Origin of the sequence: Terasakiispira papahanaumokuakeensis, assembly GCF_001709345.1 — a bacterium.
Classification (GTDB): domain Bacteria; phylum Pseudomonadota; class Gammaproteobacteria; order Pseudomonadales; family Halomonadaceae; genus Terasakiispira; species Terasakiispira papahanaumokuakeensis.
In genome coordinates this window covers 96,462-110,368 of the sequence record NZ_MDTQ01000001.1, presented here as the reverse complement: position 1 = coordinate 110,368, position 13,907 = coordinate 96,462, and the positions used below count along the sequence as shown (strand labels likewise).

The following is a 13,907-nucleotide window of genomic DNA, read 5'->3' as shown; positions in this document are numbered from 1 at the left end:
CAATCAATCTACGATCACTGAAGCCGCTCTTCGACGGCCTCACCACGAAACAACCGAATAGAAGAAGAAGGCTGTCGGGATTGATAGACCTGTGTGGCCTGGGGCAAGGTGGTCACAGCGAGACGTTGCTGCGAAGGGTCTGATTGGCCTTGAAGAGGCGCTTCTCGACGGCCACGCACGACCAACTGCAAGGTCCCCACCTCTTTGGCAACCGCCAACTGTTCAGCCTCACGCGGCAGAACCTCCAGTGTCACAGTGTCGTAGCGGCTATAACGGCGACTATCTGACGGCTCGGCTTGCTCTCCACTCAACTGCAATTCGCTCATCGCCACATTATTTAAAGCCAATACTCGGATATCTTGTAGCAACGTCTGTGAGGCCAAGAATGGCACTTGTCCTGGGCCTGAAGCTTCGCCTTGATCCCGCTCAAGACTCAGAATCACATCGACTCGATCTCCGGTCGAAATCAGGCCGGAATTACTGGCTACAGCACTGGTCGGCACCGAAATAGCGCGATAACCAGGGCGAATCACCGCCGCAATGAAACCGGGCTCACCAGGCTTCACAACATCACGACGACTGATGGCTTCTCCGGCCTTGATCGGCTGCCTAAGGGTTGCGCCCATGACTTCACGGGCATCATCCTGACCTTTCACAAAAAACAATAACGATGCTGAAGATGAGGATGATTCAACCGCCTGCCATTGCATGGCTCCCATATCCAAAAAAGCGCCGGGCTGCAGATCATGACGCGCCACAAGAATGGCTTGCTGGGGCGGCTTAGGCGGTGGAGGCGCGACATCTTTAACTTGAACCACTGGCGCAGGTGCCGGTTGCAACAGAGCTCTCACCAACACGGCTGCACTGCCTGCAACAAGTAAGGTTCCGGCCAGTAGCAATACAGAAGGGGTCTTCATATACCCACCATGAATCAGTAATAAATGTGAACAAAGAGGGTGTAAAAAGCACCCGCCACAATGGCCAAACCGTAGGGCAACCCTTGAGGACGATGTTCGGTCAATACCAATGGCGTCGGCCAATTAAGCGCCAGCCTTCGGCTAACACTCTGCCAAGCTCGGGCCAACCCAACTTCCGCTCGATATAACAGCGGCAACCCTAAGACCATCACGCCCCCAATCAAGGAAGTCATAATGACAAAGACCCACTGCTCGCCCTGCCCTAACCATAAACACAGCATGACGATCAACTTGACATCACCGCCGCCGACCTGCCCCATCTGAAACAAAAGAAAGCCAACGACCAGAACCACGATAGCGCCGACAACGGCATGCCCAAGGTGACTCAGCGCTTCAGCAAGCCCTCCCTCTCCTGCCGCGATCACAAGATGTGCCAACGTCACTACAGACCAGATCAACAACATCAGCAAAATCAATCGGTTGGCAATACGCCGAAACAAGATGTCAGACACCACAACCCAGATGAGAAAAGGCACCAGCAGCCATGTGGTCCAGGGAATCACACCATCCATGAGTTACTTTGCACTGCCTGGGCTATTGGTATTGGTAATCTGGTCAGCAATAGAAGCGAAACGATCTTTCAAAGCCGTTACGAAGACACCATCAGAGCCAAAGATCAATCCGATAGCAGCCGCCATTGCAGCGGCCAGAATGCCGTATTCAATAGCGGTTACGCCGCTGTCATCCTGAAGGAAACGCTTAATTGCACGTAACATGTCATGGGCTCCACACAGTAAAAAATAGAGGGAATGAGTCGCACCTGAATGAATAAATCCACATCATCCATCCGACTTCTCATTGATCCGACTTCGTGATATTAAGATTCATTCTCATAAAACAGGCAACCGAAGCATCATTAAGAATTCTTAACTCGAGCCAGGAAAAACACAGTGCTTGATTGAACTCAGGCGACGACTTCAGCCGAGGCCAATGAACGCAGCACCAATACGGCCTTTAAACCCGGCGCATCGAGCGATCCCTGAGGGTTATGAGAGAGTTGTAAATCGCCGCCATGAAGCTCTGCAATCGCCTGTACCAGCGTGAGCCCCAAACCACTTCCCCGTATCTCACGCGGTGAGTGAAAACGTCGAAAACGCTCTGCCGCATAGGCAATTTGATGACGAGGAATTCCCGGGCCTTTATCGACGACGCCTAAATAAGCCCATGGCGCGTTCAACTCAGCGAACAACACTAAAGGCTCATTTTCGGGCGCGTATTTAAGTGCGTTATCAATTAAATTGGCCAAAGCTTGAAAGAGCAGCGAAGGATCTCCCACCAGACAAAGCTCATCATCGGCTTCAATCCGAAGTTGACACCTTCGCGCCTGTGCCAGCGGTTCATAATATTCAGCGACTTCAGCCAATAGCTGGCGAGCATTAAAGGGCTCAAACTGATGAGCACAGCGCCCAGACTCGACCTCGGCAATACGCATCACCGCACGGAACAAATGCTGGATACGCTCGGTTTCCGTCACCGCATCCAGTAACGGCTGGCGCATGGCGTCATCTTGCTGCATATCGATACTGTGCTCCACGGCGCGCTCTAACTGACCATGCAAGCGTGTTAAGGGGGTGCGTAACTCATGTGCAATATGATTGGAGACATGTCGAACTTCCTCCATCAAACGGTTAATGCGCTTCAAACTTTGATTCACTTCACAACCCAGGCGATCAAATTCATCACCCATCGGATTTTCCGGCACACGCACTTGATGATCGCCGCCCGTGAATTGGCGTAGTGCTTCATGTATACGGTTGATACGGTATAAATTGCGCACCCCGAAGGGTAAGCTAATCACCAGAATGAATAGCAGAATTAACAACAGGCCAGCCCCGGTCATCAAAGAAATGATCCGTGTCCGTTCCAACATGGGGCGAATATCAAAGGCAGTGTAATAACGTCCGCCATCAGGCAAGCGTACCGTCATCCCCAGTAGCTGTAATACATGCCCTTGAGGCAAGATCACTTCATCTTCTTGCCACTGACATTTCGGCTCACACAGGCTAAGCGCACGTAGCGACGGGGCACCGTAGCGCTGTTGTCCCGAGGCATCCGTCAACACTAGATATTGATCATGATTGAGCTCAGGCACATAGGCCGCTTCCAAAGCGCTGAGTAATGACGTGGAGCTCATTAAATCCTGACGCACTTGATGGCTGCGAATATCCTTAAGAATCATGTCACGCACATGGCCTCGCATGATCACTTCTAGCAAGTGGTTACTGAATACAATGGAGGCCAAAGACACCAACAGACAAATAAAAGCAATGGTTGAAGCCTGCCGAAAACTGCTGGTACTCAACAGTTGTCGCAACGATAAAAAACTAACCCAGGACATAACCCGTCGCACGAATGGTTCGAATGAGTGGACGTGCAAAGCCTTTATCTACTTTCTGTCGCAGCTTGGATAAATGCACATCGATTAAATTAGTCTGGGGATCAAAGCTGTATCCCCAAACCTTCTCCAGCAACATCGAGCGCGTCACTGTTTGCCCATGCCGTTCGGCCAAGACCGCCAGTAACTTGAACTCCTTATCTGTCAACGCAACGAGGCGTCCATCACGCCGGACTTCTCGACGCTTCAGATCAACACAGAGGCCATCTATTTCAATACATTCATCCATAGGAGAAGCACTTTGTCGCTGAGCCAGCAGTTCTACCCGCAGTAATAGCTCGGTAAAATCGAAAGGCTTGCCCAAATAGTCCTGAGCCCCTGCTTTGAGCCCTTCCACTCGATCAGAAGTTTGATCATTGGCAGAGAGAATCAATACGGGCGGCACATGCTGACCATTCAATCGCTTGAGCACTTCTAAGCCATCAATTTTGGGTAGCATTCGATCCAGCACAACGACATCAAAAGCTTCAGCGGATAATGCTTGAAGCGCCGGTTCGCCATCATCAACCAGACGACAGTCATGCCCTTTACGGTGAAACTTTTGAGTCAACCAATGACCCACAGAGTGATCATCTTCCACAATCAATACTCGCATTTCCCATACCCTCCGACACAACCGCTGATAACGCTCAAGAAGCACGGCTCAACCAACAGGCAATCTCAACAAGCAACACTCAACAGACCGATCAATGACGAACACCTTGAATAGCCAGTACCCAGCGGGGACAAGCACCTAACGAAGACCGCTCGTCATCCCCCTCATCGAAATGGTGGACTGACTGAACATCAAGGTCTGTTTAAGCAAGGTCAGTTCTATCAGGAATTGAGAGGGGTAAAGATTAAGTTTTATTAAACCTTAAATCAAATGATAATTATTAACATTCTCATAAATAAAAAAAATAACCCAAAGAACAAGTACTTCGGCCACCGGAGATGGCCTAGAGAAGCGAAACGAGAGACAATGCGATAAAAAAGAGAAAAGAGAAAAGAGAAAAGAGAAAAGAGAAAAGCAAGGCGGAAACACTTGAACCACCCAGAGAAGCAATACGCGGTGCTCATACCCGATTAAGCATCAGCACCATCAACAGGTTCGGGTTTATGCAGATAAAAGCCTTGGGCATAGTCCACACCATTGGCTTCAAGCCAAGCCATCACCTCAGGGTTATCAACAAACTCAGCCACGGTCAGCAGGTTCAAACTATTGGCGACATCGACCACAGACCGCACCATGGCTTGATCAACGGCATCCAAATTCACATTACGAATAAAAGCGCCATCGATTTTCAACACATCAACCGGTAAACGCTTCAAGTAGCCGAAGGAAGAAACACCGGCACCAAAATCATCTAAAGCGAAGCGGCAATGGTACTGTTTCAGGGCACTGATCAAATGTATGGCATGATCAAAGTTATTAATCGCGACCGTTTCAGTCACCTCGAAGCACAAGCGATGCCCATCAACCCCACTATGTTCCAACTGAGCCTCTAGAAATTGGCAAAATTCCGGGTCACTCATCGCATCTCCGGATAAATTGAGGCTAATGGTACGAAACCGTGATAACTCGCCTCCCGCCTGAATATTACGCAGCACCGCCTGAACCACCCAACGGTCCAAGTTCTTCATCAACGAAAAACGCTCTGCCGCAGGAATAAACACCCCCGGCATAATCAGCTCACCGTCATCATCCAGCGCTCTTAACAAGACCTCACACTTGTTATAGCGATCACCGGGGTTCGCAACCGGCAAAATACGCTGAAAATGAAGGCGTAGCCGGTCCGATTCAATTAATTCTGTAATACGAGCGGCCCAATCCACCTGACTTTGCCATTCACTACTTTTCAGGTCAGCCTCATCCAACAATACATACTGGTTGCGACCACGATCCTTGGCCATAAAACAAGCCGCGTCAGCTCTGCCCAAGCTCGTCCTTAACAGCCTTCCATCTTCTTCTAACTGAATGATGCCGATGCTTGCACTCACAGCAAAAAACCGGCTTTCCCAGGCAAACCGATATTGCTGTACCGCATCCAATAAACGTTGGGCCAACCAGGGAATATCTTCCATTTGCTCTAAATCGACATAGAGCGCGAACTCATCACCACCAATACGGGCCAAAACAGCCTTTTCAGGCAAAACTTCCTTCATCACCTGGCATAGCTGCTGCAATAGCTCATCACCCGCAGTATGCCCACACACATCATTGACCAGTTTGAACTGGTCTAAATCGATGTAAAACAACGCTTGAACGAGTGACGCCTTGTCGAGAAAATGCGACCGGGATGCGACTTCTCGTTCAAAGCCTCGCCTGTTCAACAGCCCAGTCAGGTCATCGTGAGTCGCTTGATAGTCTAATTGAAGGGCAATCGTGCGAGCGCGACGAGTGACGGTGAAAGCAACAAATAAACTGGCTAATAATGCCAGCAATCCAAGCCCTCCAATCACAACCAGCATCTGATTACGTAAACCATAGGAGGCTTCATAAAAATGAGCCTCCCGACTGGTCAGATAACTACTGGTTTGCAGCAGAGCGGTATCTAACTCGCGCAGATTGGATTGATACAGCTCAACCACCTGATTACCTATTTTCGGCGAGGTAATACGACCCGCAACCAGGTCGCCCGACAATAGCGACATGCCCTCAGAGTAGCGCTCTAAATGCGTCAACATGGTGCGAGTCAGGCGGGTCAAGAGCTCAGGTGCTTGAGGCAACTCGGCTAAATCTCGCGTCCCACGATAGGCATTGTCATAATATCGTTGCCATTGTCCAAAATAAGCATCACGTGTCGTCGGTTCACTATAGTGCAGCAGAATATCCTTTTCATAACGGCGCATCATGGCCACATCAACCCGTAGCCGCTCTAAACGTTCACGGACAAAACTGTAATCTTCCCGCAACGTCATGGCCTGGTGGTGTTGATGCAACAGCCCGAACATCCCCGCACCGACCACCACGACCAGTAAGAACGTCAAGACAATAAACCCCAGCGTCACCTGGCGACCAATCAGCAGATAAAGCTTTTTCGCCATGCGCAGATCCTCGTTCTTATTTTCCTCGTCCACGATCATCGCATCCCGCAAGCAACTTCTGACCGCATTTCACCCAATAAGGAGAATTCAACATGCATAAAGACCATTCAGCACACATCAGGATACTTTCAAGCAGGGCATTTTTAAGCATAAACTATCTTGCCAAAAATGAATGATTTAGATTTTTCGCTCCCACCCGTTTTATGACGCGACTCAACCACCGCAGCTCAACCACTGCGACTCAACCACTAAACGTCAATTCACAATACACGTAATACACCACAGGTGACGCCATACATATGACACAGCACAAAGATGAGTACTTTATGTATCGGGCGCTGGATCAAGCCCATCAAGGGCTTGCCTTAGGCGAGGTGCCTGTGGGGGCGGTCGTGGTTAATGCCCAAAATGAAATCATCGGGTGTGGTTTTAACCAACCGATACAACATCATGATCCATCAGCCCATGCCGAAATCATGGCGCTACGCGATGCCGCCGGTCATCAACAGAATTACCGTCTGAACGGATGTCGTTTATTTGTCACGCTGGAGCCTTGCACAATGTGTGCCGGCGCTATCATCCATGCGCGCATTGCGGAAGTCATTTACGGTGCGAAAGAACCTAAAACCGGGGTTCACGCCTCGATTTGCAATCTATTTGATCAACCCTGGTATCCACACAAGGTTGTCGTCCGAGGAGGTGTTTTAAAAGGCCGCTGTCGTCAGCTGCTGCAGCGGTTTTTCAACGCGCAACGCCAGTCAGGCGATCATCCACAGCACTGACTTTCTCGATGGTATAAAAAAACCCGGCTAATCAAAGCCGGGTTGTCGATATATCCTTGGCTGAGCGCGTTTTCAAACAGAAGCCTTGGCTCCGAAAAATCACGCTTGATCAATCACGACCAAAACAACAACGAAGAGAAAGTGTTTTTTAAACGGGATGCCTCGTCACATCATTAAGCTTGCATCGAGCGCCTTACACGGCCCCAGAGCCAAGGCCCGATCAGGATCACCACAGAGGCGACCCATAGCCCAATCGAAATCCCAGATTGCCACAAGATGCCCAGATCCCCACCACTGATCGACAAGGCTCGGCGCAGGTTATCTTCCATCAAACCACCTAACACATAACCCAGGATGACCGTCGCCAGCGAGAAGCCGAGCTTACGCAAAAGATAGCCGACCACCCCAATCACCAGCATGAGATAGATAGCGCTCAGATCGGAATGCAGCTGATAGACCCCAACAAAAGACAGCACCGCAATCGCGGGCACTAACACCCAGCGTGGAATCGTCAGAACCTTGGCAAACAAGCCAGCCAGAGGCAGGTTTAATAGCAGCAGCACCAAGTTACCAATGTACAGCGATGCGATCAGGCCGCCCGCCACATCAGCATGCTCAGTAAACATCATCGGCCCTGGAGTGATGTTATAAAGCATCAGCGCGCCTAACAGGACCGCCGTTGTACCTGAGCCCGGAATACCCAAGGTCAACATGGGAACAAAAGCACCGGCAGCGGATGCGTTATTCGCCGCTTCAGGCGCGGCTAGCCCACGCATATCACCTTCACCGAAAGTACCTTCGGTATCACTGAGGCGTTTTTCAGTGGTATAGGAAACCGCCCCAGCCACAGAGGCGCCAGTCCCTGGTAGCACACCAATCAGAAACCCAATCAAGCCCGAGCGCAGCATTGCGGCCTTACAAAACAGAACTTCTTTCATGCTCACCAGCACTCGGCCGACAACGGGCATTTCTGCCTCACCGGCAGGGTTATGGCGACTTTCCAGCATCAGTAGAATTTCACTGATCGCGAAAAGCCCAATAATCATGACGACAAAATCAATACCGTCATAGAGCTCAGGTAAATCAAAGGTATAGCGTAAAACACCGGTACCCGAATCCACGCCAATAATGCCAATTAAAATCCCCAGTACGGCACCAATGGCTGTTTTGATCGGGTCTTTACCCATCATGACCGCCATTGAGGAGAAGGCAAACACCATCATCACGAAGAGCTCAGCAGGGCCGAACATCACAGCAAATTTCGCCAGCAATGGGGCAAACAGCGTCAAACCCAGGATCGCGATCGACGCACCAATGAAGGAGCTGACCGCAGAGAGCCCTAATGCCGGCCCTGCCATCCCTTTTTTGGCCAGCGGGTAACCATCCAACGTGGTCATTACGGCGCCAGCATCCCCCGGGACATTCAACAAAATACTGGACATTCGACCGCCATACTCGGCGCCAGTATAGATGCCCGCCAATAGGATCAGTGCAGACTCAGCAGGCAACCCCAAGGTATACGCCAGTGGCATTAGAATCGCGATGCCATTAATCGGCCCAATCCCAGGTAAAGCCCCAAAAAGGGTGCCCATCAAAGCACCCGCAAAGGCCAGCCCCAGATTCAGTGGTGTGAGGGCAACATCAAAGCCCTGAATCAAAAAATCGAACATGACAAACCTCTAGGACAGTGCCGTCAACCATTGACCGGAGGGCAGCGAGATTTCCAACACATCGCTGAACAGAAAATAAGTCACAACCGCCATCACAACAGCAGTGACCAGCGCTTTAACCCAAGAGGCGCCGAAACTTCGGGCCAGACACAAAATGGCCAGTCCGGTAGACAAGGTGTATCCCAAACGCGTAAACAGCAGCGCATAAACGCCCATGATCACAAGCACCCCAACCAAACGACAACACGTTGCCGCTGAAGGCCACTGCCCATTAGGGCCTGGGCGCAAGATCAAGACTAAGGATAAGAGGGCCAGAATAATCGCAAGACCGACCGGAAAGGCTTTAGGCCCAACCGGGTCATAACTGAATGGCACATAAAAGCTCTGAGCCTGGACGGCGACAAATGCCGCCAGACCGAGCAGGGCTATTCCCAAAATACGGTCGGCGGCACGCATCATTTCGTTAAACCTACTTCAGTCGCCAGATCTTTGAATTGCTGAATTTGAGATTTCACATACTGATCAAACTCGGGGCCAAATTTATGCATCGGGAAGAGACCACGATCAGCACGCATTTTGGCAAACTCAGGGTTGTCATCCAGCTCAGTTAAACGATCAACCCAAGCCTGATATTGCTCATCACTGACGTCTTTACCCATGTAATAGCCCCGCCAGATCGGCCAGGTCACGTCATAACCCTGCTCTTTCGCTGTGGGGATATCGGCATAAGGGCCTTCCTGACGTTCATCAGACAGGGCCGCCAATACTCGAATTTTGCCACCCTCGAGCTGAGATTGAAGTTCAGACAAATCACCGGTGAATACCTTGATGTGGCCACCTAACAGTGCCGCCAGCGCTTCACCGCCCCCTTCGAAGGCCACATAGCGCAAATTGCGTGGTGCAATGTCAGCCGATTTGGCCACCAGCGCCGCTTTCATCCAGTCTTGGCTGCCCACAGTACCACCGGCACCAAAAGGAATACTGCCTGGATTCTTTTTCATATCCTGCAGCAATTCATCGAGGTTATGCCAAGGCGCATCAGCACTGACCACGACCGCACCATAGTCAACCCCCAAAGCGCCAACCCAACGCACTTGGTCTGGCCCAAAACGACCAAACTTACCCAGCGCCAAATTGACCGCAGCGCCGGTGCTGGCGGCAACAATCAGGTTTTCATCATCGCTACGGACACCGACCACATGGTTATAAGCCACCGCGCCGATACCTCCGGGCATATAAGTGACAACCATCGGACGGTCCAATAATCCAGTCTCTAAGAGGCCATTAGCAGCGAGACGACAAGTTAAGTCATAACCACCGCCAGGTTTAGCCGGTGCGATACATTCTGTTTTTTCCGCCGCCAGACTCTGTCCTGAGATCAGCGCAGATCCTAACAGGGTTAAAGCTGCGCAATGGCGCAGAGAGCGAATCAGTGTCATGGGATACTCCAGTCGTGTTGTTTTATTCAATACTTGTTTTATTCAACATTGATTTTGTTCAACATGGGGTTATTCACTGCCAGCGGTGCTGGGCTCTGTTTTAGATGCTGGGCTCTGTTTTAATAGTGTGCGCATTTCACGAATGGACACACTATTAACAAACAACCAGTTAAAAAACAGCCAGTTAACAAACCGTCCGTCATAATGAACAAACCATCAGGCATGTGGTGCTTATTTTCCATTTGAATGGCTCTGGAGATAACGCCTTTGACCAGGCCTCAATAAGCACAATTGGATGTTAGGGGTAGCTGCTGTCAGCAACCTGTCATCATAGCGCTATTCATATAATACTTTGGGCGTATAAGATTAGGCCTATGCGTTTACTTATCATTGAAGATGACGCGCTGATTGCCGACGCGGTGCAACAAGCGCTTACCCCTCAGGGCTATGTCATCGATATCATGAATACCGCAACTTCAGCCCGTGGCGCTCTCCGCCAAGGGGGGTTTGATTTGATATTGCTAGATCTTGGCCTACCGGATGGAGAAGGGCTCCAACTTCTGGCAGAGCAACGCTCACGGGGCGATTTGACACCGTTCATGATCATTACCGCCCGAGACCAGCTGGATGATCGAGTTCAGGGGCTTAACCTTGGCGCCGATGATTATCTCCCTAAGCCCTTTTCTCTCGTTGAATTAGAGGCACGTGCACGTGCCTTGATCCGACGCAGCCAACAGCGCTCAGACAACGGCCTCAGCTATGGCCCGTTGACGCTGTATACCGATAGCGGCAATGTCATCTTGAACGGAGCGCCTTTGGATTTACCTCAAAGGGAGCTGCGTCTGCTGGAAAGTCTGTTGATTCAAGCCGGCAGCATTGTGCCGCGAGAAGTGTTAGAAAGCCGGGTATTTGGCTATAGCGAAGTCGGCTCCAATGCGCTGGAGGTCTATATCAGCCGTCTACGCAAACGCTTAAATGGCAGCGATTTGCAAATACGGACACTAAGAGGCTTGGGCTATCGGCTGGAGCGACCAAAATCATGATGCGGTTAGGGCGCTCACTTAAGGCCCAGTTGCTGGCTTGGCTATTGCTGATGGTCGGCCTCATTGGCGTGCTGTTATTGCTTGAGGCCTACTACAGCACTCAGCGTGCGGCCACTCGCGCATTTGACCGCGCCTTATCCGACGCTGTATTAACCATCAGCGAAGCCATACAGTGGCAAGATGGCCATCCTCATATCATGATCCCATCAGCAGCATTACAAATGCTGGCAACCGACCACCAAGAACGTATTTTTTATCGTGTGCTGAATGCCCAGGGCCAATCTCTGGCAGGCAACCTGGATATCCCTTTATCCAATACCGATATGGATCAAGCTCAGCATCATTCGGTATGGGCTGATATGGATTACCAGCATGAGCGCTGGCGCTTACTCGGTGAAAGCATTCAGTCAGCAGGCTGGCAAGAACAAGATCCCGTGCAGATTTGGGTGGGGCATACGACAGAAGGGCGCAAAGCCCTGGCCAAAAAGCTGTTTCAAAGCGCCGTCGGTCGCTTCCTCGTGATGGTATTACTCGTATCCTTCATGGTGATGACCACCATGAACGTTGCCCTTGCCCCGCTGAAAAAGCTACGACAACAACTGCGACAAAGACGTCCTGATGATAATTATGCGCTGGATATTAATGTCCCAAAGGAGATGGACGAGCTGGTCGAGACCCTGAATAACTTATTCGCCCGACAACGAGATAATCATGATGCACTACTGCGCTTTACCGCCGATGCCAGTCATCAGCTTAGAACCCCACTGGCAGGCCTACAGAATATCAGCGAGCTGGCATTGGGCCAGCAAGACCCTTCGCAATGGCACTCGGCATTAGAAAAAATCAATCTCAGCGCTCAAAAAACCAGCCGACTGGCCAGCCAACTACTGAACCTAGCGCGTTTACGCCATGCCCAAAAACCAGAGCATGACACCCTCTTGGATTTGAAAACACTCCTTCAGGAAGTCACGCTAGAATGGGTAGAACGCGAATACAGTTATCATCACGACCTCGGGCTCAACCATCTCCCCTCAGAAGCGATACTGATTCCGGGTGACGTCTGGGCGATCAGAGAATTAATCAATAATCTTATTGATAATGCCCTTCAATACACACCGCCAGGCACACAAATCACTTTGGGGTTATTGCCCTCAGCACAACACGTTGAGCTATTCATTGAGGATAATGGGCCCGGCGTTCCTGTCAGCCAGTTACCACGGCTGCACCACCCCTTTGAGCGAGGTGGTCGTCAAGATACCGCTGGGTCAGGGCTCGGGCTGGCCATTGTCGACACGATTACACGCCAACACCAAGCAGCGCTTCAGATCAGTGAACGAGCCCCCAGCGGGCTAAGAGTCAGCATCCGTTTCCCAAGGACCAGGAGTGCCGAGTCATGAGCATACGTCAACTATTGGGCACTTGCTGCATCCTACTATCGCTGTTCAGTATCACCCCCCACTCAGCTCAGGCCGAACCCCTGGTGATCAACGCGGCTCTTGACCAAAGCGTTATTCAACCGCTATTGGATAAGTTCATGGCGACCTATCCAGACATCGAGATTGAATACCACGACCAAAATACACAGGCGACAGATCAGTCCGTAATTCGTCAACCGGTCACCGCCGATGTCATCATTAGCGCAGCCATGGCCCAACAAATGGGGCGCGTCAACCAAGGTTATGCCCGGCGATTAAACAGTCCACAGGTACAACAATGGCCCAAATGGGCCAAGTGGCGAAATGAAGTTTTTGGTTTTACATTTGAACCGATCGTGATGGCTTACCGGCTCGACTTGGCACAACACATGCTGCCGCCGACGTCTCATGCGGACCTGCTCAAGCGATTAAACGATCATCACGATATTCTGCAACAGAGAGTCGTCACTTATACCCCACAAGGCAGTGACCTCGGGTATGCCTTGTATCAACAAGATGCCCGTTACTCCGGTCGCTTCTGGTCACTGATTCAAGCCATGGGTCGAGTGCAAGCCAGCACCGCATCCGCAACCCCCGACATGCTAAAAGGGCTCTCATCCGGCCGCTACTGGTTGGGTTACAATTTATTAGGTTCTTATGCCATGGCCTGGGCCTTGGAACATCCGGAAGTGATTGTTCAAGTCCCTCAGGATTATTCACTGGTCGTGATGCGCATGGCCTTTATTCACAAAGAAGCGCCCCACCCACAAGCCGCTGAGCGCTTCGTCAACTTCTTACTCAGTTTTGAAGGTCAGCACATTCTGGCCGGTGAAACCCCACTTTTCAGTATTCGTCCGGATGTACAAGGCCCCTATACAGCACAACGCCTCAAGGATCAGGTCGGCCCACGCCTCTACCCGATTAATATGAATGCTAGCCTACTGGCGCTGCTGGATAGCCAACGTCATCAGTATTTTATGCAGCGCTGGCAACAATCTTTCTGGCCCTAATCTTTCCAGCATGACCATTGCTCATATCATCCAGCCCCCTTGTCGTCATCTGACATCACCATGACATCTGATGGCGACACCTTATACTCTAGTGTTTTAACCCTTGTACGTTAAAGCTTGTACGTTAAAGCCTGTACTTTAATTTCGGT

13 protein-coding genes are annotated in these 13,907 nt (G+C 50.8%); 4 read left to right on the top strand and 9 right to left on the bottom strand.

The window, feature by feature from the left end; all coding sequences use genetic code 11:
- Positions 1-14 precede the first annotated feature (14 nt).
- From cpaB to BFW38_RS00485, 6 genes are all read right to left on the bottom strand, one after another.
- The gene (gene cpaB / locus BFW38_RS00510) at positions 15-917 is read right to left on the bottom strand and encodes a Flp pilus assembly protein CpaB (protein WP_068996635.1); all 903 of its coding nucleotides are present in this window, start codon (positions 915-917) and stop codon (positions 15-17) included.
- A 14-nt stretch (positions 918-931) separates the two neighbouring features.
- Positions 932-1,489 carry an A24 family peptidase gene (locus BFW38_RS00505; protein WP_068996634.1) on the bottom strand — a complete coding sequence of 186 codons (558 nt, stop codon included), beginning with the start codon at positions 1,487-1,489 and terminating at the stop codon, positions 932-934.
- Between the two features lie 3 nt (positions 1,490-1,492).
- Positions 1,493-1,693 carry a Flp family type IVb pilin gene (locus BFW38_RS00500; protein ID WP_068996633.1) on the bottom strand — a complete coding sequence of 67 codons (201 nt, stop codon included), beginning with the start codon at positions 1,691-1,693 and terminating at the stop codon, positions 1,493-1,495.
- A gap of 188 nt (positions 1,694-1,881) precedes the next feature.
- Complete coding sequence (locus BFW38_RS00495; protein WP_068996632.1) at positions 1,882-3,315, bottom strand: sensor histidine kinase; 1,434 nt, start codon at positions 3,313-3,315, stop codon at positions 1,882-1,884.
- The gene (locus BFW38_RS00490; protein WP_068996631.1) at positions 3,302-3,967 is read right to left on the bottom strand and encodes a response regulator transcription factor; all 666 of its coding nucleotides are present in this window, start codon (positions 3,965-3,967) and stop codon (positions 3,302-3,304) included. The genes BFW38_RS00495 and BFW38_RS00490 overlap by 14 nt, the downstream gene beginning before the upstream one ends.
- A 470-nt stretch (positions 3,968-4,437) precedes the next feature.
- Positions 4,438-6,399 carry a putative bifunctional diguanylate cyclase/phosphodiesterase gene (locus tag BFW38_RS00485; RefSeq protein ID WP_068996630.1) on the bottom strand — a complete coding sequence of 654 codons (1,962 nt, stop codon included), beginning with the start codon at positions 6,397-6,399 and terminating at the stop codon, positions 4,438-4,440.
- 299 nt (positions 6,400-6,698) lie between these two features.
- Between BFW38_RS00485 and tadA the strand changes: the two genes are divergently transcribed.
- Positions 6,699-7,181 (top strand): tRNA adenosine(34) deaminase TadA, encoded by a 483-nt coding sequence (tadA, locus tag BFW38_RS00480; protein ID WP_068996629.1) that lies wholly within the window; start codon positions 6,699-6,701, stop codon positions 7,179-7,181.
- 173 nt (positions 7,182-7,354) lie between these two features.
- Here the strand turns inward: tadA and BFW38_RS00475 are convergent, their stop codons facing one another.
- The 3 genes from BFW38_RS00475 to BFW38_RS00465 are packed head-to-tail and all read right to left on the bottom strand — an operon-like array spanning position 7,355 to position 10,290.
- Entirely contained in the window at positions 7,355-8,851 is a 1,497-nt protein-coding gene (locus BFW38_RS00475) for a tripartite tricarboxylate transporter permease (RefSeq protein ID WP_068996628.1), read from the bottom strand.
- Between the two features lie 9 nt (positions 8,852-8,860).
- Positions 8,861-9,310 (bottom strand): tripartite tricarboxylate transporter TctB family protein, encoded by a 450-nt coding sequence (locus BFW38_RS00470; protein ID WP_068996627.1) that lies wholly within the window; start codon positions 9,308-9,310, stop codon positions 8,861-8,863.
- Entirely contained in the window at positions 9,307-10,290 is a 984-nt protein-coding gene (locus BFW38_RS00465) for a Bug family tripartite tricarboxylate transporter substrate binding protein (protein WP_068996626.1), read from the bottom strand. The genes BFW38_RS00470 and BFW38_RS00465 overlap by 4 nt, the downstream gene beginning before the upstream one ends.
- Before the next feature lie 374 nt (positions 10,291-10,664).
- On the opposite strand from BFW38_RS00465, the gene BFW38_RS00460 reads away from it, so the two are divergent.
- Genes BFW38_RS00460 through BFW38_RS00450 form a run of 3 tightly spaced genes read left to right on the top strand, consistent with a single transcriptional unit; the run spans position 10,665 to position 13,758 of the window.
- A complete protein-coding gene (locus BFW38_RS00460) occupies positions 10,665-11,333 on the top strand; it encodes a response regulator (RefSeq protein ID WP_068996625.1) in 669 nt (222 codons plus the stop codon).
- A complete protein-coding gene (locus BFW38_RS00455; protein WP_068996624.1) occupies positions 11,330-12,730 on the top strand; it encodes a sensor histidine kinase in 1,401 nt (466 codons plus the stop codon). Before BFW38_RS00460 ends, BFW38_RS00455 begins: the two co-directional genes overlap by 4 nt.
- Positions 12,727-13,758 carry an ABC transporter substrate-binding protein gene (locus BFW38_RS00450; protein WP_068996623.1) on the top strand — a complete coding sequence of 344 codons (1,032 nt, stop codon included), beginning with the start codon at positions 12,727-12,729 and terminating at the stop codon, positions 13,756-13,758. The genes BFW38_RS00455 and BFW38_RS00450 overlap by 4 nt, the downstream gene beginning before the upstream one ends.
- Positions 13,759-13,907: the final 149 nt, after the last annotated feature.

Coding starts and splice junctions, on each gene's coding strand:
- cpaB (WP_068996635.1), bottom strand. CDS start 917: ATGAAGACCCCTTCTGTATTGCTACTGGCCGGAACCTTACTTGTTGCA.
- BFW38_RS00505 (WP_068996634.1), bottom strand. CDS start 1,489: ATGGATGGTGTGATTCCCTGGACCACATGGCTGCTGGTGCCTTTTCTC.
- BFW38_RS00500 (WP_068996633.1), bottom strand. CDS start 1,693: ATGTTACGTGCAATTAAGCGTTTCCTTCAGGATGACAGCGGCGTAACC.
- BFW38_RS00495 (WP_068996632.1), bottom strand. CDS start 3,315: ATGTCCTGGGTTAGTTTTTTATCGTTGCGACAACTGTTGAGTACCAGC.
- BFW38_RS00490 (WP_068996631.1), bottom strand. CDS start 3,967: ATGCGAGTATTGATTGTGGAAGATGATCACTCTGTGGGTCATTGGTTG.
- BFW38_RS00485 (WP_068996630.1), bottom strand. CDS start 6,399: ATGGCGAAAAAGCTTTATCTGCTGATTGGTCGCCAGGTGACGCTGGGG.
- tadA (WP_068996629.1), top strand. CDS start 6,699: ATGACACAGCACAAAGATGAGTACTTTATGTATCGGGCGCTGGATCAA.
- BFW38_RS00475 (WP_068996628.1), bottom strand. CDS start 8,851: ATGTTCGATTTTTTGATTCAGGGCTTTGATGTTGCCCTCACACCACTG.
- BFW38_RS00470 (WP_068996627.1), bottom strand. CDS start 9,310: ATGATGCGTGCCGCCGACCGTATTTTGGGAATAGCCCTGCTCGGTCTG.
- BFW38_RS00465 (WP_068996626.1), bottom strand. CDS start 10,290: ATGACACTGATTCGCTCTCTGCGCCATTGCGCAGCTTTAACCCTGTTA.
- BFW38_RS00460 (WP_068996625.1), top strand. CDS start 10,665: ATGCGTTTACTTATCATTGAAGATGACGCGCTGATTGCCGACGCGGTG.
- BFW38_RS00455 (WP_068996624.1), top strand. CDS start 11,330: ATGATGCGGTTAGGGCGCTCACTTAAGGCCCAGTTGCTGGCTTGGCTA.
- BFW38_RS00450 (WP_068996623.1), top strand. CDS start 12,727: ATGAGCATACGTCAACTATTGGGCACTTGCTGCATCCTACTATCGCTG.